This window comes from Amycolatopsis sp. Hca4 (assembly GCF_013364075.1).
Taxonomy (GTDB): domain Bacteria; phylum Actinomycetota; class Actinomycetes; order Mycobacteriales; family Pseudonocardiaceae; genus Amycolatopsis.
Genome location: NZ_CP054925.1, coordinates 9,619,580 through 9,641,754, shown reverse-complemented (window position 1 = coordinate 9,641,754; position 22,175 = coordinate 9,619,580). Strand labels below are relative to the sequence as shown.

General features: G+C 72.2%; 16 protein-coding genes. 5 read left to right on the top strand and 11 right to left on the bottom strand.

Annotation, left to right across the window (positions count from 1 at the left end; genetic code table 11):
- The first annotated feature begins 17 nt into the window (after positions 1 to 17).
- The 5 genes from HUT10_RS43800 (at position 18) to HUT10_RS43780 (ending at position 7,009) form a co-directional block, all read left to right on the top strand.
- A complete protein-coding gene (locus HUT10_RS43800; RefSeq protein WP_176176596.1) occupies positions 18 to 2,852 on the top strand; it encodes a type 2 lanthipeptide synthetase LanM family protein in 2,835 nt (944 codons plus the stop codon).
- 31 nt (positions 2,853 to 2,883) lie between these two features.
- The gene (locus tag HUT10_RS43795; RefSeq protein WP_176176595.1) at positions 2,884 to 3,090 is read left to right on the top strand and encodes a hypothetical protein; all 207 of its coding nucleotides are present in this window, start codon (positions 2,884 to 2,886) and stop codon (positions 3,088 to 3,090) included.
- A 111-nt stretch (positions 3,091 to 3,201) separates the two neighbouring features.
- Positions 3,202 to 6,132, top strand: coding sequence for a LuxR family transcriptional regulator (locus HUT10_RS43790; protein ID WP_176176594.1), 2,931 nt, complete (start codon positions 3,202 to 3,204; stop codon positions 6,130 to 6,132).
- A 50-nt stretch (positions 6,133 to 6,182) separates the two neighbouring features.
- Positions 6,183 to 6,335 (top strand): hypothetical protein, encoded by a 153-nt coding sequence (locus tag HUT10_RS43785; protein ID WP_176176593.1) that lies wholly within the window; start codon positions 6,183 to 6,185, stop codon positions 6,333 to 6,335.
- A 245-nt stretch (positions 6,336 to 6,580) separates the two neighbouring features.
- On the top strand, positions 6,581 to 7,009 hold the full coding sequence (locus HUT10_RS43780; RefSeq protein WP_254897281.1) for a hypothetical protein: 429 nt from the start codon (positions 6,581 to 6,583) through the stop codon (positions 7,007 to 7,009).
- Between the two features lie 56 nt (positions 7,010 to 7,065).
- Here HUT10_RS43780 and HUT10_RS43775 read toward each other — a convergent pair whose 3' ends face one another.
- Genes HUT10_RS43775 through HUT10_RS43725 form a run of 11 tightly spaced genes read right to left on the bottom strand, consistent with a single transcriptional unit; the run spans position 7,066 to position 22,058 of the window.
- Positions 7,066 to 7,425, bottom strand: a complete 360-nt coding sequence (locus HUT10_RS43775; RefSeq protein ID WP_176176592.1) for a hypothetical protein — start codon at positions 7,423 to 7,425, stop codon at positions 7,066 to 7,068.
- Positions 7,426 to 7,440: 15 nt separating this feature from the next.
- Entirely contained in the window at positions 7,441 to 9,270 is a 1,830-nt protein-coding gene (locus tag HUT10_RS43770; RefSeq protein ID WP_176176591.1) for a copper-binding protein, read from the bottom strand.
- A 59-nt stretch (positions 9,271 to 9,329) separates the two neighbouring features.
- Positions 9,330 to 13,274: a ThuA domain-containing protein gene (locus tag HUT10_RS43765; RefSeq protein ID WP_176176590.1), complete on the bottom strand. Its 3,945-nt coding sequence runs from the start codon at positions 13,272 to 13,274 to the stop codon at positions 9,330 to 9,332.
- Positions 13,271 to 14,260: a multicopper oxidase domain-containing protein gene (locus HUT10_RS43760; protein WP_254897280.1), complete on the bottom strand. Its 990-nt coding sequence runs from the start codon at positions 14,258 to 14,260 to the stop codon at positions 13,271 to 13,273. Before HUT10_RS43760 ends, HUT10_RS43765 begins: the two co-directional genes overlap by 4 nt.
- Before the next feature lie 19 nt (positions 14,261 to 14,279).
- Complete coding sequence (locus HUT10_RS43755; RefSeq protein ID WP_176176589.1) at positions 14,280 to 15,134, bottom strand: sugar phosphate isomerase/epimerase; 855 nt, start codon at positions 15,132 to 15,134, stop codon at positions 14,280 to 14,282.
- A gap of 9 nt (positions 15,135 to 15,143) precedes the next feature.
- Positions 15,144 to 16,148, bottom strand: a complete 1,005-nt coding sequence (locus HUT10_RS43750) for a sugar phosphate isomerase/epimerase (RefSeq protein ID WP_176176588.1) — start codon at positions 16,146 to 16,148, stop codon at positions 15,144 to 15,146.
- Positions 16,145 to 17,284, bottom strand: coding sequence for a Gfo/Idh/MocA family protein (locus tag HUT10_RS43745; RefSeq protein WP_176176587.1), 1,140 nt, complete (start codon positions 17,282 to 17,284; stop codon positions 16,145 to 16,147). Before HUT10_RS43745 ends, HUT10_RS43750 begins: the two co-directional genes overlap by 4 nt.
- Positions 17,285 to 17,315: 31 nt before the next feature.
- Positions 17,316 to 18,371 (bottom strand): substrate-binding domain-containing protein, encoded by a 1,056-nt coding sequence (locus HUT10_RS43740; RefSeq protein WP_176176586.1) that lies wholly within the window; start codon positions 18,369 to 18,371, stop codon positions 17,316 to 17,318.
- 17 nt (positions 18,372 to 18,388) lie between these two features.
- Positions 18,389 to 19,381 (bottom strand): ABC transporter permease, encoded by a 993-nt coding sequence (locus HUT10_RS43735; RefSeq protein ID WP_176176585.1) that lies wholly within the window; start codon positions 19,379 to 19,381, stop codon positions 18,389 to 18,391.
- A complete protein-coding gene (locus HUT10_RS43730; protein ID WP_176176584.1) occupies positions 19,378 to 20,874 on the bottom strand; it encodes a sugar ABC transporter ATP-binding protein in 1,497 nt (498 codons plus the stop codon). Before HUT10_RS43730 ends, HUT10_RS43735 begins: the two co-directional genes overlap by 4 nt.
- Positions 20,871 to 22,058, bottom strand: coding sequence for an ROK family transcriptional regulator (locus tag HUT10_RS43725; RefSeq protein WP_176176583.1), 1,188 nt, complete (start codon positions 22,056 to 22,058; stop codon positions 20,871 to 20,873). Before HUT10_RS43725 ends, HUT10_RS43730 begins: the two co-directional genes overlap by 4 nt.
- Positions 22,059 to 22,175 lie beyond the last annotated feature (117 nt).

The following is a 22,175-nucleotide window of genomic DNA, read 5'->3' as shown; positions in this document are numbered from 1 at the left end:
GTGCGAATGTTCTCGGCGTGAGCCAGACAGTAGAGCGCCCCGAGCAGGCCCCCCACGAGGCACCGGCCTGGTGGACCGCCGCTCGCCTCCCCGGCGAGACCGGCGGCGACCGGCCCGCCTGGGCGCTGCTCGCCGACGACGTGCTGGCTGCCCTGCCCGCCGAAGGCGACTGGCCCGCTCCGGTCGACGCCGAGGGCGACGACGTCTTCCGGCACGCCGTCCTGCCCTTCGCCGTCGCCACCCGGGAGCTGCTGGTCCGGCGGGTGCCCGCCGCGGAGGCCGTCTGGACCGGGGTCGGGAACTGGCTCTGCGGGCAGCTGACCGCCCTCGCCGCCCGCACCTTCGTGCTCGAACTGCACGCCGCGAAGAAGGCAGGCCTGCTGCGCGGCACCACCGGGCGCGACCGCTTCGTCGACTTCCTGCGCCTGCTCGGCGGCCGCGGGTACCTCACCGAGGTGCTCGGCCGCCACCCCGTGCTGGCCCGGCTGCTCGCCCAGACCTGCCTGCGCACCGCCGACGCCGTCGCCGAACTGCTCACCCGGTTCGCCGCCGACCGGGACGTCCTGCGCGAAGGGCTGCTCGCGGGCAGCGCCGCCGAGCTGACCGAGCTCACCCTCGGCGCCGGTGACGTGCACTCCGGCGGCCGCGCGGTGGCCGTGCTCGGCTTCGCCGACGGGCGACGGCTCGTCTACAAGCCGCGGCCGCTCGGGCTGCTCGTCCGGTGGGGCGAGCTGCTGCGGTGGTTCGCCGAGGAACGGCCCGGCCTCGCGCCGCGCCCGGTGGGCGTGCTGGCCCGCGACGGCTACGGCTGGGCCGAGTACGTGCCCGCGCGGCCGTGCGCCGACCACGCCGGCGTCGAGCTGTTCTACCGCCGTCAGGGCGCGCTGCTCGCCCTGCTCTACGCGCTCGACGCCACCGACATGCACTGCGAGAACCTCATCGCCTGCGGCGACCAGCCGATGCTGGTGGACGTCGAGACGCTGTTCCACCCCGCGTTCACCGCGCTGACCCGCAACGGGCCCGACCCGGCCGCCGCCGCGCTGCACCGCTCGGTGGCGCGCACCGCTCTGCTGCCCACGCTGATGCTCGGCGAGCACGGCGCGCTCGACGTGTCGGCCTTCGGCGGCGGCAACGGCGAGCAGACCCCCGGCGAGGTGCCGCACTGGACCGGCGCCGGGACCGACGACATGCGTCTGGCCCGCGGGCCGCTCCCCTACGCCGGCGGCGCGAACCGCCCGGTGCTCGCCGGGGCCGAGGTCGACGCCGGGATGTACCGGCAGAGCCTGCTGAGCGGCTTCCGCGCCGCCTACGAGTCACTCGTCGACCGCCGCGCCGAGCTGCTCGGTGGCGTCCTGGACGCGTTCGCCGGGGAGGAGATCCGGCTGGTCATGCGGCCGACGCAGGTCTACGTCACGCTGCTGACCGGCTCGACGCACCCGGCGCACCTGGCCGCGGGCGCCGACCGGCAGGCGGCGTTCGCCTCGCTCGGCGACGACCACGGCAAGGCCCACCTGCCCGCCCTCGTGCCGCACGAGGTCACCGAGCTGTGCGACGGCGACGTGCCGGTGTTCACCGCCGCCGCGGGGTCGGTCGACGTCACCACCGGCACCGGCGCGCTGCTGCCCGGCCTGCTGGCCGCCAGCGGCCTCGACCAGGCCCGCGCGAAGATCGCCCAGCTGTGCGCCGAAGACCTGCGCGAGCAGGAGTGGTTCGTGGAGGCCACGCTGGCCACCCGCCGCCCGGAGGTCCGCCACGGCGCCGGCGCGCCGCTGCCCGGCGCGGTCGCCGCCGTCGTGCCCGACAGCCAGCACCTGCTCGCGCTGGCCTCCGCCATCGGCGACGACCTCGTCGCCCGCGCCGCCCACGACGACGTGCGGGCCAACTGGGTCGGCCTCGAGCTCCTCGACGGCCGCCACTGGCTGGTGCTGCCGATGGGCGCCGGGCTCGCCGAGGGCTACTGCGGCACCGCGCTGTTCCTCGCCCAGCTCGGCGACCTGACCGGCACGTCCCGGTACTCGGAGCTGGCCGCCAAGGCCGTGCGCACGCTGCCGGTGCTGGTCGAGGTCCTCGCCGAACACCCCGAGCTGGCCCGCGAAGTCGGGTCCGGCGGGTTCTTCGGTCTCGGCGGGATCTGCTACGCCCTCGCCCGGCTGGCTTCGCTCCTCGGCGACCGCGCGCTCGCCGCCTGCCTGCCCGCCGCGATCGCCGCGACCGCCGCCGCCGACACGGCCGCGCCGGCGGGCGTCGGCGAAGGCACCGCGGGCGCCCTCGCGGCGATGCACGCCGTGCACGCGGAAACCGGGCTGCCCGAAGCGGCCGCGCTGGCCGCCACGCTCTCCCGGCGCCTCGCCGGTACGCCACGTCCCACCGCCCCGGGCTTCCTGTGGGGCGCGGCGGGCGTCGAGTGGGCCCTCGGCCGCGACGGCGGGCTCCCGGCGGAACCGGCGGACGGCGACCTGGGCTGGTGCTCGGGCCTGGCCGGCCGGATCCTCGCCGGGTCGCGGTCCGGCAGCCCGGCGCCGGCGGCGGACGCCTTCGCGGCCGCGGTGGCCGCCCGGCCGCCGTCGGCCGACCAATCCCTCTGCCACGGCGAGCTCGGCGCTCTCGAAGCGCTGGTGGTGCTCGCCGGGCAGGGCCACGAACCGTCGGTCTCCGCCTTGCGGAGGGCGACTTCGCGCCTCGTCGGCGCGGTGGAAGGGCACGGCCTCCAGTGCGGTACTCCGCACGGAGTAGCAAGTCCCGGTCTGCTGACCGGAACCGGGGGTATCGGTTTCGGGTTGTTGCGGGTCGGTTTTGCCGAACGGGTTCCTTCGGTTCTCCTGCTGGAACCGTCGGGCCCTGCTGGGAAATAACCGCGAAACACACCACATCACGGGAGTGCAGATGCGCAACGACACCAACGCCGCCGAATTCGACCCGACCACCGCCGGCGCGGAGACCGACAGCCCGCTGGGCGAAGCCACCCCGGCCGCCAGAACGAAGATCGGTGTGCGGGCGGGGATTCTCGCCGGACTGACCCTCGGCGTGGCCAGCGTCGCGGTCGTCACGATGGACATCAGCACCGTCGTGAGCAACCACACGCACGCGTGACGTGCTCATCAAGGCACAAAGCGTGACAACAACGCCAATCTTGCCGTCCGAACAGTGGAATCTCCACCGGAAAACCACCGAATTCGTGACTCCGGTCTCTAAGGTTGGCGCATGCGCACCCGTGCCCCCGCTCTCGTCGGCCGAGGAACGGAGATCGAAGAGATCGGGCGGGTGTTGCACGACGCTCGCCGCTCTTCGGGCTCGGCCGTGTTCGTCACGGGGGAACCCGGCATCGGCAAGACCCGGCTCGCCGCCGAAGCGGTCGGCCACGCCCTGGACGAGGGTCTGGTGGTGCTGCGGGGCCGCGGCAGCACCACCGGCCCCGCCGTGCCGTTCCGCGCTCTCACCGAAGCACTCCTGTCACTGGCCCGCACCGGCGGCCGCGAGCTGGTCGAACAGCTCGGGCCGTACCGGTCGGTGCTGGGCAGGCTGATCCCGGACTGGGCCACCGGCGCCGACACCGCGGGCGAGACGTCGCTGGTGGTGCTGGCCGAGGCCACGCTGCGGCTCACCGGCCTGGCCGGCGCGGGCCGCGGCTGCCTGTTCGTCGTCGACGACCTGCAGGACGCCGACGTGGAAACCCTCGCCGTGGTGGAGTACCTGGCCGCCAACGTCCGCACGCAGCCGGTGGTCGTGCTGGCCACCCTGCGCGCCGAGCCCTCGCCCGCGCTGGAGGCGGCCCACGCCGCCGCCCGGCGCGGCGAGGGGTTCCTGATGCCGCTGGACAGCCTCGGCCCGGAGCAGGTGCGGGACGTCGTCGCGTCCTCGCTCGGCGCCGAGCCGGACCAGGTGTCCGCCGACGTCGCCGAGCGCCTGTTCGCCGACAGCGCCGGCAATCCCCTCGTGGTCGAGGAACTGCTGCACAGCATGGTGGCCGCGGGCGAGCTGGTGAACGGCGCGGCGGGCTGGCGGTTCACCGGCCACGGCCGCAGCGCCGTGCCCTCGACGCTGGTCACGATCATCACCCGCCGCGCCGACCGCCTCGGCGAACGCGGCAAGCAGCTGCTCGCCATCGCCGCCGTGCTCGGCCGCCGGTTCCCGCTTTCGGTGGTGCAGCGGGTGAGCGAGCTCGACGACCACAGCCTGTTCGGCCACCTGCAGTCCGCCGTGGCCGCCCAGCTGCTCACCGCGGACGAACGCGGCGAGGACTGGTACGCCTTCCGGCACCCGCTCACCGCCGAGGCGCTGCTGACCCTGCTCAACCCGGCCGAGCGGGTGGCGCTGTCGGCCAAGGCGGCCGACGCCGTGGTCGAGCTGCACCCCGACCTGCCGGGCGAGCTGTGCAGCCTGGCCGCGTCGCTGCGGCTGGGCGCCGGCGACCGCTGGGCCGCCGCCGACCTGTACCGCGAGGCCGCGCAGCGCGCGCTGGGCGAAGGCGCGCCGGGGTCGGCGATCGCCGTGCTCGAGCACGCCGTGAACCTGCTCGGCGACGACGCCGGCGACGACCGGTCCGGCCGCTACCGCGACCTGCTGGAGCTGCTGCTGTTCGCGCTGGCGGAGGCCGGGCAGTTCGACCGGGCGGTGAACGTGGCGCGCTCGCTGCGGCCCGCCGACGGCCGCGATCCCGCGCGCCAGATCCGGGTGCACGTCCGGCTGGCGTGGGCGGCCCAGGTCGCCGGCCGCTGGGCGGAGGGCTTCGAGCAGGTCGCCGCGGCCCGTGCGCTGCTGCCGGAGGACGGACTGGACGAGGAAGCCGTCGCGGTCGACGCGGTGGACGCGTACCTGTCGATGTCCGGCCCGGCCCCGGACCGGGTGCGCCGCAGCGAACAGCTGGGCCGCCGGGCGGTCGCCGGGGCCGAGCGGATCGGCTCGCCGTCGACGGCGTGCCAGGCGCTCTACGCGGTCGGGTTCGTGGTGCGCGAGCGGGACATGGCCGAGTCCGACGAGTGCTTCCGCCGGATGCTCGACAGCGCCGCCGAGCACCGGCTGACGAACTGGCGCAACTACGCGCTGGTCGGCCTGGGCGGCAACGCCTGGCTGGCCGAGGCCGACCCGTCCGGGCTGGAGACCGCGCGCGCCGAGGCGCTGCGCACCGGCGGGATCAGCCTGGCCTACAACGCGGACGCCGTGCTGGGCCTGCACGCGGTGCTGTGCGGCCGGTTCACCGAGGCCGGGCAGCGGCTCGACGCGTGCTACGCGGAGGCGTCGCGGATCAAGCTGTACGCGGTCAGCCGGTACGTGCAGATGGCGCAGGCGGTGCTGGCCGGGCACCGGGGCGACCGCCGCACGATGGAGACCGCACTGGGCGACTTCCGCCGCGGCGGCGGGGACGCCGGTCCGGAGGCCCCGCTCGCGCGCGGCCTGGCCCAGGTGTTCTGCTCGCTGCTGGAGGAGGACCGCGAGACCGCGCGCGCGGAGCTGGAGACCCTCGCGGCCGACCAGGCGCGGCAGCAGAGCACGTTCCACCTGGCGGGTACCCACGGCCTGAAGCTGCTGCTCGACGTGATCGCCGGCGACGCGACCTGGGAGGACCACCGGCGGATCGCGGCCGGGGCGACCGGCGGGATGCGCTGGAACCGCCAGTTCGTCCTCCAGGCCGAGGCGGTGCTGCACGGCCGCGACCAGTCGCACGAAGCCGCGGCGACGGCCATGCGCCGCGCGGCACAGGCGGCGGCTCCGTTCGGCGTCGCCCGCCCGCTCGGCCTGCGCCTGACGGCGGAGCCGGCGGTCGACGACGGCTGGGGCGAGCCGGCGGAATGGCTGCGCGAAGCCGAAAGCCACTTCCACGGCGCGGACGTGATCCCGGTGGCCAGCGCGTGCCGCGCCCTGCTGCGCCGCGCGGGGGCATCGGTCCAGCAGCGCCGCACGGGCACCGAGCGGGTGCCGGAGAGCCTGCGCGCGATCGGCGTCACGCTGCGCGAGTACGAGGTGTTCGAGCTGCTGGCGTTCCGGTTGAGCAACAAGGCACTGGCGGCGAGGCTGCACATTTCCCCGCGCACGGTGGAGAAGCACGTGGCGGCGTTGCTGATGAAGACCTCGGTCCGCGACCGCGCGGAGCTGGCCCGCTTCGCGGCCGAGCATTCGTCGGCTTCGGAAGTCTGAGCGGCCGCGGGCACTGACAACGGCCAGTCGGACTCCGGCTGACGAGCGGCATGGTCGACCGCGGCGCGACGAAGGTGTGGGAGGCCTGGAACGGCGTCCCGGCCGACGGCGAGGTGGTGTCACCCCAGCGCGACGGCCTTGCTGCCGAGCGGGCGGCAGGAGACGGTCCCGCCCGGCACCCACGAGTTCGCCGGCACACCTGACCGAATGCTGCCCCTTTCGAAGCCGATGTCCACCCTGTGAATGCTGATTTCGCAGGTGGCGGCATAGTGCGCGAAGGTTCCCGTTCCCGGAGACCCTTCGGGTGGAGGTAAAAGGTTTCGGGGCCGATTGACGCCGTCCAGGCGCGGCTGGAACCGTCGGCCTGGCGAGAGTGCCTCACCGGCCGGAATGACCGCGGTGACGATTTCGGCGCTCTCGGCAACTGGGGTCAGAACGGAGTCATACAATGCGCAACAAGATCGCGGCCTTGGCCGCGACGACTGCTTTCGTCGCCGGCGGGACACTCCTGAGCGCCACGTCGGCGTCGGCGACCGTGGACCCGCCCGGCGGCAGCTGGGACCACACGTGGTACACCACGGACGCCGACAAGGGCGGCACTGTCTACGTCGAAGAGAACGGCGACGTCGTGTCCGTCTGCGACTCGGCGGCCGACGGACTCGCTGCCCGGGCCAGTATCGCCGTCCAGGACAGTACGGGCGCCTACCCCGAACGCTACCTGCTCGTCGCCTCCGGTGGACTGGGATCCTGCGCCACGGCCAGGGCGTCCGATGGCGGCAAGCACGACCTCCCGGAACACGTGAACATCAGCGTCAGCGTCTACCTGGGTACGAACTTCCAGCACTTGAGCCAGCACTACTACCTCAACGATCACTAGGTTCCGGTGTCGGACGGCCCGGCCGGGGAATCCCGGCCGGGCCGTTCGCGCTCGTGTCACCGCACCAGCCCCGACGCCGCGCACAGCGCCGCCCACCCGACCGCGAACGCCGCCACCTTCGTCCGCGCCGAACGGTCCGGCAGGCCTGTCCCGAACACCACCGCGTCCGCCGCGTCGGAGGCGACCCGGGCGGCCAGTGCCACCTTGAGCGGCCTGCCCTCCGGGGCGAACAGCATCGCCAGCCCGATCGCCGCGTCGCGGGCGCCGATGCCCGCGATCAGGGTGCGGACGCCCGCGGTGACGCCGCCGGCCGGGGTCGTCAGGCCGCACGGTTTCGCCAGCACGCGCGGCGCGGCGATGATCGTGGCGCTGTACGCGGCGGTCACCGCTCCGAGAACGCGGGTCAACGCGGGCATCCGTCACTCTTTTCCCTAGGCGCGAGCTGAAGCCTTCCGCTTACCCCCGTCCGCCGTCGCCAAACCGCCACCGCCGACGCCCGACTCGATGGCCGCCGTCACGATGCGGTTGCGGTCGCCCGTGGACAACACCCCGTTGGCCACCAGCTCCTGCGTCACCGCCTTCACGTGCTTCACGAACCGGTCGTGCGACGCGTACTCCGCGGTCTCGTCGATGACGTCGTTGATCGTGCAGCCGTTGCCGGTGTCGACGTTCGCCACCTGGCTGTCGATCCCGCCGATCACCACCGTCTCCCGGGTGTCCGAGACCGGGCAGGCGTCCGGCGGCGGCGGGGCCGCGACCACCGTGAACGACCCCGGCAGTTCCGCCGAGACGTTCCCGGCGACATCGGTGGCCCTGGCCCGCACCGTGTGCGCACCCAGCGCCGTCACCACCACCGGGGCCGCGTAACGGGTCCACGCCGCACCATCCACTTTGTACTCGACGAAACCCACTCCGGACTCCGCGTCCGCGGCGGTCACCGTCACGGTCGCCGAGCCCACGTAGTTCCAGCCGCCGTCCTGCTTCCCGGTGACCTGGAGCGCCACCGACGGCGCCGTGGTGTCCCCGCCGGCGACCACGGTGAACGCCACGGATCCCTCCGCCGAGGCGTTGCCGGCGACGTCACGGGCGCGGTAGCCCACCGTGTGCGGCCCGGCGGACGACACCGGAACCGGCGCCGCGTAGGCGGTCCACGTACCACCGTCCACTTTGTACTGCACCAGGGCCACCCCGGAACCCGCGTCCGACGCCGTCACCGTGACCGTCGCCTTGCCGACGTAGTTGCCGTCGCCGTCCTGCGTGCCGGCCACCGAAGCCGACACCACGGGTGCCGTCGTGTCGCTCCGGACCACGGTGAAGTGGGCCATGCCCTCCGGCGACACATTGCCCGCGACGTCCGTGGCCCGGTAGTGCAGCATGTGCGCGCCCGCCGCGGTCACCGCGACCGGAGCCGTGTAGGCCGTCCAGGCGCCGCCGTCCAGCTGGTACTCCACCGAAGCCACGCCGGAACCCGCGTCCGTGGCCGTGATCCGGGCCGTCGCGACGTCGAGGTAGTTGCCCGCCGTGTCCTGGGTGCCGGTGATCGCGGCGCTCACCGACGGCGCGGTCGTGTCACCCGGCCGGGCGACGACCGTGAAGTGTGCCATCCCCTCCTCCGACTGGTTCCCGGCGACGTCACGGGCGCGGTAGTGGAGCATGTGCGTCCCCGCGGCGGAAACCACCACCGGCGCCGGGTAGGCCGTCCAGCTGCCGCCGTCGAGCTGGTACTCCACCGAAGCCACGCCGGAACCCGCGTCGGTCGCCGAAAGGGACACCGTGGCGGACCCGACGTAGTTCCCGGACGAGTCACGCTCTCCCGTCACCGAAGCGGTCACGACCGGCGGAGTGGTGTCCCCGGTGCCGTCGGAGACGACGAACTCCCCCACCATCGCCGTGTGCCCGGGAATGGTGCAGTAGTACCGGTACTTGCCGGGTGTCAGCGTCACGACGGCCTCGTGGCGGCCGTCCTGCGCGTCGAACGGGTTGGCCAGGATGTTCAGCGACACGTCGTGGTTGTAGCCCGGCGTCGTCGTGTCGAACGTCAGGGTGTGCGACATCCCGGTGGTGTTGCCGGTGGCTTCGCTGTTCTCGAAGACGATGGTGGTCTCGCCGGGCCGAGCGCCGGTGGGCGCGGACGCGTACTCGGTGGTGCTGTTGTTCCCGGTCCAGGTCAGCGTCTGGACCGGCGCCGCCGCCGCGGGCGTGGCCGGCACCAGCACCGCGAGGAAAGCCGTCAGCAGCAGGGCGATCAGTCGTGGGGACATCGCGGGAGAACCCTTCCTGGGAAGGATGGGGGCCGGGCGGGAACCCGGCCCCCATCGCGCTACAGCTGCCGCACCCGGATGTTGCGGAACTCGATCAGGTCGTTGTCGCTGTGGTTCTGCAGCCCGATGAACCCGCTGACGAACTGCCGCAGGTCGGTCGGCGGGTCACCCGCGCGCGACGACTGCTGCCCGGGCGTGTTGTCGAACTCGTTGATCACCACGCCGTTGCGGATCATCGTGTAGTGCTGTCCGACGACCTTGATCTCGTACTCGTTCCACGTCCCCTTCGGCCGCGCCCCCGCCTGGTCGAGCGGGCGCGGGTCGAAGTTGTAGACCGACCCGGTCTTCTGCGGCTCACCGGTGTCGCCGTCGTAGATCTGGATTTCGTGGCCGCAGTAGATGGCCACCCAGGCCTGCGACGTCGCCGCCGAGCCGACCGTGCCGCAGCTGCCCGGCGGCCGCTGGGCCGTCGGGGTGCGCGGGTCCGGGAACCGGACGAACACGCCGCTGTTGGCCCGGAACCCGTCCGGGGCGATGTCCCGGAACTGCACCTTCACCGAGAAGTTGCCGAACTGCCGCTGGCTGTACCAGAGCATGCCCAGCCCGCCCGCCGAGCGGATCGACCCGTCGGGTTGCAGCGTGAACTGACCCGATGGTGCCTGCTCCCACGCCCGCAGCGACGCGGCCGTGCCGTCGAACAGCGCCTCGTACCCGGTCGTGCCCGGCTTCCCGATCGGCGACGCGTCGGCCGCCGCGGTCAGCTCGGCGACCTCGGCGTCGCTCAGCACCCCGAGGTCCGACAGCGTCTCGGTGGCCTGCTCGACGTGGTTGACGAACGCCGCGTGCGTGGTCCACACGCCTTCGTCGTCGATGAAGTCGTCGACCGTGCAGCCGCCGCCGGCGTTGCGGTTGACCACCTTCGTGATGCTGTCGCCCAAGGTCACCACCGGACTCGGATCGGCCACCGCGCAGCCGACGTTCACCGACGTCCGGGTCGTCACCGCTTCACCGTCCGCGTAGGTCACGGTCAGCTTGGCGGTGTAGAGCCCGGTGCGCGGGTAGGTGTGCCGCGGGTCGGCCTGGGTGGACACCGAGCCGTCGCCGAACTCCCACCGGTAGGACACGCCGCCGGACTTCGACCCGGTGAACGCCGCGGTCAGCGCCTTGTTCTGCACCATCGTCGACGACGCCGCCGGAGCGGGCGTCGGCGCGCCGCCGGTGTAGCTGATCTTCAGCAGCTTCTGGTTGGCGTCCAGCGAGAAGAAGCCGTTGCCGTAGTCCAGGACGTACAGCGCGCCGTCCGGCCCGAACTTGGCGTCCATCCAGCTCTGCACCCGGGTGTCGCCGGACCCGCCGGGGATGATCTGCCGGAACGTCTCGGCGAACACCGGCGGCTGGTGCGTGGGCACCCCGGCCGGGTCGACGGTCACCGCGACCCGGTTCTGCGCGTTGGCCTCGTCGCCGATGAACCACTTGTTGTCCCAGTACTCCGGCCACGCGACGCCGCTGTTCGTGTTGACCAGCGAGCGGTGGTAGGTCGGCCCGGACATGATCGCCTGGCCGCCGCCCCGCAGGTACGGCTGGGTGTAGGTGGCGTCCGCCGCGTTGTACGTCGGGATGGCCGAGCCCGGCCGCTTCGGGAAGACCGGCCCGCCGCCGTCCGGCGAGTACCAGATCATGTTGTCCTTGATCGGCGGCAGGTTCACCAGGCCGGTGTTGCGCGGCGAGGTGTTGACCGGGTTGTCGCAGTCGTACCAGCCGGTCAGCTCGGCCGCGTTGGTGCTGCTGCGGTCGCGGTAGGGCTGCCGGTTGCCCATGCAGTACGGCCAGCCGTGGTTGCCCGCCTCGGTGATGATCGTGGCCGTCTCGTACTTCGCCGGCCCGAGCTCGGGGCTCGGCGACGGCGCGTCCGGGCCGACCCAGCCCGCGGTCAGCCAGTTGTGCACCGGGTCGACCTGCAGCCGCGAGATGTTGCGCACGCCCATCACGTAGATCTCCGGGCGGGTCTTGTCCGACGGCCCGTTCGGGAAGAGGTTGCCCGCCGGGATGGTGTACGTCCCGTCGGCCTCCGGGTGGATGCGCAGGATCTTGCCGCCGTAGTCGTTCGTGTTGCCCGCCGTGCGGCGCGCGTCCTGGAACGACAGGCCCTTGTACTCGAGCGTCCAGTTGTTGCCGGAGTAGCCGTTCGAGCCGCCCGAGGAGTTGTTGTCCCCGGACCCGACGTAGAGGTTGCCGTCCTTGTCGAACGCCATCCCGCCGCCGGCGTGGCAGCAGCTGTGGATCTGCACGTCCCAGGACAGCAGGTCCTTGCGGGTGGCCTGGTCGATCGTCTGCGTGGCCGCGTTGTAGGTGAACCGCGAGATCGTGCGCTTGCCGGTCCGCTTGTCGCGGTCGATCGACTCGTGCGGCATCCAGTAGGCGTAGAACCAGCCGTTCTCGGTGAACTTCGGGTCCAGCACCATCCCGAGCAGGCCTTCTTCGTTCTTGACCAGCTCGTCGCCGCTGCCGCGGTTGCCCATCACCCGCAGGGTGGTGAGCAGCTTGACCTTCCTGGTGGCCGGGTCCCACTGGTGGATGGTGCCGCAGCCGAGGCCGACGTTCGGGTCGTCCCAGCTCACGACCGGCCCGGTCGGGCAGGCGGCCTTGCCGATGTAGAACACCTTGCCGTCCGGGGCGATGGTCAGCCCGTGCGGCTCGCCGATCTGGTCGAGCTGCCCGGCCGCGTTCTTCCCGGTGAGGCGCTCGATCTTGTAGTTCGCGGCGATCCCGGCCCGGCAGTCGCCCCGCACCATCCCGGTGGTCCAGCGCAGCGCGCCGAGCAGGTGGTCGCGGAACCGGTCTTCGCCGTAGGACGCCTCGGTGCGGCCCATGCCCGTGTAGAAGGACCGGCCGCCGTCGTAGTCACGGCACCACGAGATCGGGTGGAACGGCCCGTTCGCCCCGACCCCCGGCGTGTAGCCCTTCTCCTCGACCTGCGCGACGGTGTGGACGGTGCCGACCGGGTTGGTCTCCCAGTTGAGCCAGCGGTCGGTGCGCGTCCAGTTCTGCGGCAGCCCCTTGGTGGCCGGGTGCCGGGCGTCGAGGACGTCGACGACGGCCTGCTGCGGCGGGGATTCCGGCGGCGGCGGGGTGGTCGAGGTGTCCTTGAACAGCTTGAGGTCGGCGAGCTGGATGATCGGCTCACCGGCGTTCGCGGTGATGTTCAGCCGGTAGTTCGGGTACACCGTGGTGTTGGTGAAGGTGAACGTCCGGGTCTGGAACGGGTCGGTGAACGTCTCGTTCGCCCGCGTGTCCAGGTCGGTCCAGGTGCTGCCGTCCGCGGAGCCCTGCAGGGTCCAGTTCTTCGGGTTCCGGCCCGGGTAGTCGTTCGCCGAGGTCAGCGAGTAGCTGCTGACGGCGACCGGCGTGGCCATCTTGTAGGCGGCCCAGCCGGTGGTGGCGAACGTCAGCCACTTGGTGTTTTCGTTGTTGTCGGCCAGTTTCTCCTTGGTTTCGTTGGGCGGGTTCTCCCCGCTCGCGGTCACCGCGGCCACGGCTTCGGGGGTGGGCCGGGCGCCGACCGGGCGGGCGCCGATCAGCCCGGTGAACCAGGTCGAGGAGTCCTGCGCGCGGGCGGCGTCGGAGATGCCGAGGAACCCGCCGCCGGCCTTCATGTAGGCCTGCAGCGCGCCTTCCTGGTCCCGGCTGAGCGTCACGCCCTGCGCGGACAGGAACACGATTCCGCGGTAGCGGGCCAGGTTGGCGGCGCTGAACACGGCGGGATCCGACGACGCCGTCACCGTGATGCCGTTGTCCGCGCCCAGCCGGGCGATCGCGTCCGAGGCGCGGACGACCGGGTCCTGCTGGCCGCCCGGTGCGCCGTGGAAGAGCAGGACGTTCACCGGGACGTTCGCCGCGGGCGCGGCCTGGGCCACCGGCATGGCCAGCAGCGGCGCGCCGGCCGCCAGGACCGAGCCGAGGGCGAGCACGACCGCGCCGCGCCTGCCGAACCAACGTCTTTTCATAGCGCCCCTCCTGCGTGCGTACGGGAATCGGGGTTCATGTCGTGCCCGGTGTGGCCGTGCTCCTTGAACCGGTCGATCGCGTCCTGCGCGCCCTCGGGCAGGCTGCCGTCGGGGTTGCGGACCAGGAAGAGACCCACCATGCCGCCGTCGGAGTGGGTCTGGACGTGGCAGTGGTACATCCACGCCCCGGGCCCGGCGCCTTCGCCGGCCAGCACCTGGAACCCGAACGAACTGCCGGGGTCGAGGTTCTTGTTGTCCACGATGGCAACGTTGTCAGCGGCGCTGCCGAGCATGCCGGTGCGGGTATCCGCCCAGCGGTGCCCGTGCAGGTGGAACGTGTGCGGCAGGCTGCCGTACCCGATGCAGACCCACTCGACGCGCTCGCCGAGGCGGGCCTCGAAGATCGGCGTGTCCGGCGCCATCGCGTGGTTGATCATCATCTCGTTGAACACGACGGTGTACTGCCTGCTCGGCAGCAGGTCACCGCGCTTGCGCACGATCAGCCCGCCGTAGAGCCCGCGCGCGAGGCCGGCGGTGCCGTGGTCGGTGCCCATCGCGTGGTCGTGGTAGTGCCAGTAGCCGGCGCTGCCCGGCATCCAGAAGCCGCCGCCCGCGTCGTACCGGGCCCGCGTGCGCCAGGTGTAGGTGCGCGTTTCGCCCGGGTTGTTGAAGGACGCGTTGAGCGGGGCGCCGTCCGACGCGGTGTCGTAGGTGACGCCGTGCGGGTGGATGGAGAGCCGCTTGTCGGTCCGGTTGACCAGTTCGATCTCGAGGGTGTCGCCCTCGTAGATCTCCAGCAGCGGCCCCGGGATGGTGGCCTTGCCGGGTTCGAGGCCGTAGCCGTAGAGGCCACCGGGCAGGGCTTCGGCGTAGATGGTGAGCTGGCGGGTCAGGCCCGCGGCGAAGGCCGCATCGGCCGCCCCGACGGCGGGCGCGAGCACGCCCGCGGCGGTTCCGGCCAGCATCGACCGACGTGATACTCGCATGTCGAGTCCCCCGGGGCTCTCAGAACCGGACGGTGCGGAGGTATTCGAAGCCGACCTTCGCGGTGTGCAGCGGGTCGGCGGGCTGGTCGTGCTCGACGATGTACTCGCCGATGGTGTGGCAGGACGCGGCGAAGATGCGCGGGAAGTCGATGACCCCCGCGCCGGGGTCGACCATCTGCCCGTCCACCGTCCGGTCCTTGACGTGGTACTGCGTCACGCGCGGGTGGTTGCGGCGGAACAGCTCGACCGGGTCCGCGCCGCCGTTGACCGCCCAGAACAGGTCGATCTCCAGGTGCACGAGCCGCTTGTCCGTCTTCGCGGTGAGCACGTCGTACGGGACCACCTCGCCGATCGGGGCGAACTCGTGGTCGTGGTTGTGGTAGCCGAGCTTCAGCCCGGCCTTCTTGAAGGCGACCGCGGCGGTGTTCATGCGGCCCGCGAAGGCCTCCCACTCGGCGATCGTGCCGAAGTTCGCGTAGGGCACCACGACGGAGCGGTTGCCGAGGACCTTCGCGTCGGCGATCGCCTGGTTCAGGTCGCCGTCGATACCGACGTGTGACGAGGAGGCCTCGATGTGGTTGCGGTCGAGGATGGCGCGGAACTCGGCGGCGCTGCGGCCGTACGTGCCAGCCAGCTCGACCTTGCGGTAGCCGATGTCGGCCAGCGCGGACAGCGTGCCTTCGGGGTCGTTCTGGAGCAGCGAACGCAGGGAGTAGAGCTGGATGCTGATCTTGTCGAGCGGCACGCGGCGGCGAGCCGGGGAGGCGTCCGCGATGCCGGGCAACGCGATTGTCGCCGCGCCCACCGTGAGAGCCGCTGTCGCCACGTTCAGGAATGATCGTCGGGAGTAGTGATCTGGCCGGTCACCGCACATGGAACTCCCTCATTTCTGGTTGCTGAAAGCCGCGTCGAATGCCGCCGACGGCTTGTCGAACAGGTGCTCGCGGACGTACTTCACCGCCTCCGCCGCGCCCCGGAGCCGGTCCATCCCGGCGTCTTCCCACTCCACCGAGATCGGGCCGGCGTAGCCGATCGAGTTCAGCGCCCGGAAGCAGTCCTCCCACGGGACGTCGCCGTGGCCGACGGACACGAAGTCCCAGCCGCGGCGCGGGTCCGCCCAGGCCAGGTGCGAGCCGAGCCGTCCGTTGCGGCCGTCGATGCGCTTGCGGGTGTCCTTGCAGTCGACGTGGTAGATCCGGTCGGCGAAGTCGAGGATGAACCCGACCGGGTCGAGGTCCTGCCAGACGAAGTGGGACGGGTCCCAGTTCAGCCCGAACGCCGGCCGGTGGTCGACGGCCTCCAGGGCGCGCTGGGTCGTCCAGTAGTCGTAGGCGATCTCCGACGGGTGGACCTCGTGCGCGAACCGGACGCCGACCTCGTCGAAGACGTCCAGGATCGGGTGCCAGCGGCGGGCGAAGTCCGCGTAGCCGTCATCGATGTCAGCGCGCGAGACCGGCGGGAACATCGCCACGTACTTCCAGGTCTTCGACCCGGTGAAGCCGATGACGGTGTCCACGCCGAGTTTCGCCGCGGCCCGCGCGGTGTCGGCCATCTCGGCCGCCGCCCGCTGCCGGACGCCCTCGGCGTCGCCGTCGCCCCAGATGCGGGAGGGCAGGATGGCCTGGTGCCGGTGGTCGATCGGGTCGTCGCAGACGGCCTGCCCGACGAGGTGGTTCGAGATCGCCCACACCTTGAGGCCGTGCTCGGCGAGCAGCCGCAGCCGCCCGGGCACGTAGTCCTCTTCGGACAGTGCGCGGTCGACCTCGAAGTGGTCGCCCGAGCAGGCGATCTCCAGCCCGTCGTAACCCCAGTCCGAGGCGAGCTTGCAGACCTCGGTGAACGGCAGGTCGGCCCACTGGCCGGTGAACAACGTGACGGGACGGCTCATTTCTCCTCCACCGGTGTCCAGTTCGCTTCCGCGGCCGCGCTCTTCTCGACGGCGTCCAGCACCCGCTGGACGCGCAGGCCGTCGTCGAAGCTCGGTGCGGGGTCGGTACCCGCGCCGATGGCGTCCAGGAGGTCGGCGACCTCGTGGGTGAACGTGTGCTCGTAGCCGAGCAGGTGCCCCGGCGGCCACCACGCGCCGACGTACGGGTGCTGCGGCTCGGTGACGAGGATGCGGCGGAAACCGGCCTCGGTGCCGCTGCCCTCGTACCACTGGAGCTCGTTCATGGACTCGAAGTCGAAGGCCAGGCTCGCCTTCGACCCGTTGATCTCCAGTCGCATGGCGTTCTTGCGGCCCAGGGCGAACCGGGTCGCTTCGAAGGTCGCCACCGCGCCCCCGGACAGCCGCGCCAGGAACAACGCCGTGTCGTCGACCGTGACGTCGTCCGTGCCGCCGGTCTCGGACGGCCGCTGCTTCACGAACGTGTTCGTCAGCGCCGAGACGCCGGTGATCACCTCGCCGGTGACGAACTGGGCGGCGTCGACGATGTGCGCCCCGAGGTCGCCGAGCGCGCCCGAGCCGGCACTTTCGCGCCGGAGCCGCCAGGTCATCGGCGCCTGCGGATCGGACAGCCAGTCCTGCAGGTACACCGACCGCACGTGCCGGATCTCGCCGAGTGCCCCGCTCGCCACCAGGTTCCTGGCGTGGGCGAGCGCGGGCACCCGGCGGTAGTTGAAGGCGACCATGGCCCGCACCCCGCGGTCACGGGCCCGCCGCGCCGCCTCGGCCATCGCCTCGGCCTCGGCGACCGAGTTCGCCAGTGGCTTCTCGCACAGCACGTGCTTCCCGGCCTCCAGCGCGGCGATCGCGATCTCGGCGTGGCTGTCGCCCGGGGTGCAGACGTCGACCAGGCCGACGTCGTCCCGGGCGACGAGCTTCCGCCAGTCGGTCTCGACGTCCTCCCAGCCGAACTTGGCGGCGGCGTCCCGGGTTCTGGCTTCGTCCCGGCCGCCGAGCACGGCGAGCCGCGGCACCAGCGGCGGGTCGAAGAACCGGTGGACGCTGCGCCAGGCGTGCGAATGCACCGCACCCATGAACGCGTGCCCGACCATGCCGATCCCGATGGTTTCCCGGCTCATGCCCCTCCTTGCGTTCTGGCGGAAAGTCCGGTCAGGAGTCGAAGCCGACGTCGAGGTACTGGTCGACGTTCTCCTTGGTCACGACCGCCGAGTAGGTGGTGATCTCGGCCGGGATGTCGTGCTCGGCCAGGTCGCCGATCCCCTTGCCCTGGCCGAGCAGCCGCGCGAGCGCGACCGCCGTCGAGGCCATCGACGGGCTGTAGAGCACGGTCGCCTTGATCGGCGAGGAGTCGGCTTTGATCAGGTTCATCATGTTCTTCGAGCCGGCGCCGCCGACCATGATGAACTCCTTGCGGCCCGCGGTGTCGATCGCCGCGTTGACGCCGATGCCCTGGTCGTCGTCGTGGTTCCACAGCGCGTCCAGCTTGGGCGCGCCCTGCAGCAGGTTCGCGGTCTGCTGCTCGCCCGACTCCGACGTGAACTGCGCCGACACCCGCGGGCCCACCTTGAACCCGGCGCGCCCCAGCGCGTCCTTGAAGCCCTTGCTGCGTTCCTGGGTCAGCGGCAGCGAGTCGATGCCGGCGACCTCGCCGATGACCGGGTTGGCGACGTTCTTCTTCTTGAGCTCCGCGGCGATGTAGTTGCCCGCGTTGACGCCCATCCGGTAGTTGTCGCCGCCGATCCACGTTCTGTACGCCAGCGGCGTGTCGAAGACGCGGTCGAGGTTGATCACCGGGATGCCGGCGTCCATCGCCTGCTGGCCGACCGCGGTCAGCGCCTTGCCGTCGAAGGGCAGGATCACCAGGACGTCGACCTTGGCGTTGATCAGCGTCTCCACCTGGGAGATCTGCTGGTTGACGTCGTTGGTGCCCTCGGTGGCGTTGAACTTCACTTCGCTGAACTTCTGCGCCTGGGCCTTGGCGTTCTTGGTGATCGCGGCGATCCAGCCGTGGTCGGCGGCCGGGGCGGAGAAGCCGATGGTGATCGGCTTGCCCGGCTGGGCGTTGTTGCCCGCGTTGGCGACCGGTGCGTTCGACTCCGAGTTCGCGGGCGTGTTCGACGTGCAGCCGGCCAGCAGCGCACCGGCGCCGACCGCGGCCCCGCCCAGCAGGAATCCCCGGCGGCCGAGGAAGGGTTGTTCGGGCATGACGGCCTCCTGGGTGACTAGGTCTTGGACTTGCGGGCGCGGAACTGCAGGAGCACGGCGAGGACGATGATCACGCCCTTGGCGATGTTCTGGATGTCGGTGTCCAGGTTGTTCAGCGTGAAGATGTTCGACAGCACCGTGAAGATCAGCACACCGACGAGCGTGCCGATGAGCGAGCCGCGGCCACCGGTCAGCAGCGTGCCGCCGATGACCACCGCCGCGATCGCGTCGAGTTCGTAGAACATGCCGTTGGTCGACGCGCCCGCGGTCGTCCGCGCGACGACCATCAGCGCGGCGATCCCGCAGCACAGCCCGGCCACGCCGTAGACGAGCGCGAGGTGGCGCTTGACGTTGATGCCGGCCAGCCGTGACGCCTCGGCGTTGCCGCCGACCGCGTACGTCCGCCGGCCGAACGTGGTGCGGTTGAGCAGGACCCAGCCGACCGCGAAGACCAGCGCGAACAGCCAGATCAGCGTGGGGACGCCGAGGAAGCTCCCCCGGAAGAAGGCGAGGAAGTCCTGGTCGGCGACGACCTGGGTGCGCCGGCCGCTGATCCGCTCGGCGAGCCCGCGTGCCGAGACGTACATCGCCAGCGTGGCGATGAACGGCACGACCTTGCCGTAGGCGACGAGCACGCCGTTGACCAGGCCGCAGCCGAGACCGACCGCGAGTCCACAGAGGACCATCACCCACGGGCCGTACGACTGGGTCGCCAGCGTCGTGAGCCAGACGCCGGCCAGGCCGACCATCGAGCCGACGGACAGGTCGATGCCGCCGCTGATGATCACGAACGTCATCCCGACGCTCACCACGCCGATCGCCGCGGCCAGCCGCAGGATCGTCGAGATGTTGCTTTCGGTGAAGAACAGCTCGGGCCGGGTGAGCTGGCCGACCAGGCAGAGGACGACGAGCACCCCGGCCAGGCCGAGCAGCCGCGGGTCGGCGGAGAAGGCGAACCGCTTCCGTTCGGCGGGCAGCGCTTCCTGGGGCGGTGCCTGGGTTTCGGTCATGCCGCGCTCCCCTCGAGAATCACGTCGAGCACCTCGGCCTCGGTCAGCCCGGCCGAGCGCCGGTCGGCGAGGACACGGCCCTCGCGCAGCACCAGCACCCGGTCGGACAGCCCGAGCACCTCGGGGATTTCGCTGGACACCAGCACGATCGCCACGCCGGTCGCGGCCAGCTCGTCGATCAGCCGGTACAGCTCGGCGCGGGCCCCGACGTCGACGCCGCGCGTCGGCTCGTCGAGCAGCAGCACCCGGCACCCGCGGACCAGCCACCGCGCGAGCACGGCCTTCTGCTGGTTGCCGCCGGACAGCGTGCGGACGATCCGCCGGGGGTCGGCGGGCCGCAGGTCGAGGCGGCGCAGGCTCGCGCCGGCGTCGTCCAGTTCCTTGGCGCGTTCGGTGAAGCCGAGCTTCGCGTAGCGGCCGAGGCTGGCCAGCGTCACGTTGTGCACCACGGGCAGGTCCAGCAGCAGGCCCTGGCTCTTGCGTTCTTCCGGAGCGAGGCCTATGCCTGCCTTCACGGCGGCCTGGACGCCGGGGCCGAGCGGTTTGTCCTGGACGGCAATGGTTCCCCGGTCGGGCTTGCGCGCGCCGAAGATCGTCTCCAGCAGCTCGCTGCGGCCCGAGCCGACCAGGCCGGCGACGCCGACGACCTCCCCGGCGTGGACGGTGAAGCTGACGTCCTCGAACTCGCCGTGGCGGGTGAGGTTTTCGACGGCGAGCGCGGTCTCCGGCCTGGCGTGGCCGTCGTGGCGCGGGCCGAAGACCGTCTCCACCTTGCGGCCGGCCATCAGCGCGACCAGGTCGGCGGTCGGCGTGGTGCGGGCGTCGAGGCCGGTGCCGACGGTCCGGCCGTCCTTGAGCACGGTCACGCGGTGCCCGATCCGGCGCAGTTCCTCCAGGCGGTGGGAGATGTAGACGACCGCGACGCCGTCGGCGGTCAGCTCCCCGACGATCCGGAAGAGGTTGTCGACCTCCTCGCCGGCCAGCGCGGCGGTGGGCTCGTCCATCACGAGCAGCCGGGCGTCGTGGGCCAGGGCGCGGGCCATCGAGACCAGCTGCTGCCCGGCGGCCGACAGCTTGCCGACCTCGGTCGACGGCCGGATGTCCGGGTGGCCGAGCCGGGCCATCAGGCGGGCGGCTTCGGCGCGGGCCTGGGAGATCCGCGTGAAGCCGAAGCGGGCGCGTTCGTGGCCGAGGAAGATGTTGTCCGCCAACGAAAGCCCGGGGACGAGGTCGAGTTCCTGGTACATGGTGGCGATGCCGAGGCGCAGGGCGTCGACCGGCGAACCGAGCGTCACCGGTTCGCCCTGCCAGGTGATCTCTCCGGTGTCGGGCTGGTGCGCGCCGGAGAGGACCTTGATCAGCGTCGACTTCCCGGCGCCGTTCTGGCCGAGCAGGCAGTGCACCTCGCCGGGCTCGACGTCGAGGTCGACGCCGTCGAGGGCGCGGACGCCCGGGAACGTCTTCACGATCCCGCGCACGGAAAGCAGGCTCATACCATGACCTCCTCGGCGAGCGTCGGGTTCGCGAACAGCCGCTCGGCGGCCAGGTGCGCGGCCCCGCGCAGCGGCGCCCGCAGGCCGAGCCCGGACGCCACCACCCGCGCCTGGCCCAGCGGCCGGGCGGCGAGTTCGACGCGGACCGGTTCGACCAGCCACTCCCCCAGTGCCGCGAAGTAGCCCCCGAGCACGACGACGTCCGGGTCGAGCACGTCGACCACAGTGGACAAGGCGATGCCGAGCGCGACGCCGAGTTCGTGCACCGCGGTGGCCGCGCGCTGGTCGCCCAGCCTGATGCGGTCGGTGAGCCGGGCGACGCGGCCTTCGACGCCGGGAGCGGGATCGTGCAGGGGGTCGCCCGGCGCCGCGGCCGCGCGCAGCAGCGCGGCCAGGTTCGCCTTGGTCTCCAGGCAGCCCGTCCGGCCGCAGGGACACCGGCCACCGGAGGGGTCGACGGCGATGTGCCCGACCTCGCCCGCGAAGCCGCGCGCGCCCCGCAGGATCGTGCCGCCGGAGACGAGCCCGCCGCCGACGGCCGTTCCGCCACCCAGGTAGAACAGGTCGTCGCCGGTGCCGGCGATCGCTTCGGCGAGTGCGCCGAGGTTGGCGTCGTTGTCCACGGCGATGGCGGCGGCCGGGACGTCCAGCCGGGCCGCCAGCAGCCCGGCGATCTCCGCGTCCCGCCAGCGCAGCGCGGGCGCGAACCGCAGCACCGCGGCGGCCGAATCGACCAGGCCGGGTACCGAGACCGCGATCCCGACCGGTGGCCCGGGCAGGACGGCCCCGGCCAGCTCGGCGAGCCCGTCCATGCCTGTCTGCAGCCCGAGCGCGGCGACGTCGACGGCCTCGGTGGCCTCGTCCAGCACCCGGCCCGACAGATCGGTGACCAGCGCCGACAGCCGGTCGGCTTCGACGCTCAGACCGAGCGCGTAGGCGTCTTCGCCGTGCAGCTCGACCAGCCGGCTCGGCCGCCCGTTGCCCGGCCGGACACCGGCGGGGCGGACCAGGCCGCGCCCGGTGAGCTCGGCGAGCAGGCCGGGCACCGCGGACCTGGCGAGCCCGCAGCGGGCGGCCAGCTGCGTGCGCGAGAGCGGGCCGGTGCGCAGCGCCCGCAGGACCGCGGCCAGGTTCGCCGTACGCGGGCTCGCCGAGTCGGCGCGCCTCGTTCCGGTGACGGCCACGGTGCCCCCATCTTGCGCTGGCTACTGAACGCACTTTGTCGCTCAGGCAGCGAAAGTAGGGTGACTGGCATCACTCGTCAAGGTGATGTCGGGGTGTTTAGTCGGGTTTTCACCCGG

What these genes read in the sequence shown, in the direction of transcription:
- HUT10_RS43795 (WP_176176595.1), top strand. Translation starts at nt 2,884, where the DNA reads ATGCGCAACGACACCAACGCCGCCGAATTCGACCCGACCACCGCCGGC.
- HUT10_RS43790 (WP_176176594.1), top strand. Translation starts at nt 3,202, where the DNA reads ATGCGCACCCGTGCCCCCGCTCTCGTCGGCCGAGGAACGGAGATCGAA.
- HUT10_RS43785 (WP_176176593.1), top strand. Translation starts at nt 6,183, where the DNA reads ATGGTCGACCGCGGCGCGACGAAGGTGTGGGAGGCCTGGAACGGCGTC.
- HUT10_RS43780 (WP_254897281.1), top strand. Translation starts at nt 6,581, where the DNA reads ATGCGCAACAAGATCGCGGCCTTGGCCGCGACGACTGCTTTCGTCGCC.
- HUT10_RS43775 (WP_176176592.1), bottom strand. Translation starts at nt 7,425, where the DNA reads ATGCCCGCGTTGACCCGCGTTCTCGGAGCGGTGACCGCCGCGTACAGC.
- HUT10_RS43770 (WP_176176591.1), bottom strand. Translation starts at nt 9,270, where the DNA reads ATGTCCCCACGACTGATCGCCCTGCTGCTGACGGCTTTCCTCGCGGTG.
- HUT10_RS43765 (WP_176176590.1), bottom strand. Translation starts at nt 13,274, where the DNA reads ATGAAAAGACGTTGGTTCGGCAGGCGCGGCGCGGTCGTGCTCGCCCTC.
- HUT10_RS43760 (WP_254897280.1), bottom strand. Translation starts at nt 14,260, where the DNA reads ATGCGAGTATCACGTCGGTCGATGCTGGCCGGAACCGCCGCGGGCGTG.
- HUT10_RS43755 (WP_176176589.1), bottom strand. Translation starts at nt 15,134, where the DNA reads ATGTGCGGTGACCGGCCAGATCACTACTCCCGACGATCATTCCTGAAC.
- HUT10_RS43750 (WP_176176588.1), bottom strand. Translation starts at nt 16,148, where the DNA reads ATGAGCCGTCCCGTCACGTTGTTCACCGGCCAGTGGGCCGACCTGCCG.
- HUT10_RS43745 (WP_176176587.1), bottom strand. Translation starts at nt 17,284, where the DNA reads ATGAGCCGGGAAACCATCGGGATCGGCATGGTCGGGCACGCGTTCATG.
- HUT10_RS43740 (WP_176176586.1), bottom strand. Translation starts at nt 18,371, where the DNA reads ATGCCCGAACAACCCTTCCTCGGCCGCCGGGGATTCCTGCTGGGCGGG.
- HUT10_RS43735 (WP_176176585.1), bottom strand. Translation starts at nt 19,381, where the DNA reads ATGACCGAAACCCAGGCACCGCCCCAGGAAGCGCTGCCCGCCGAACGG.
- HUT10_RS43730 (WP_176176584.1), bottom strand. Translation starts at nt 20,874, where the DNA reads ATGAGCCTGCTTTCCGTGCGCGGGATCGTGAAGACGTTCCCGGGCGTC.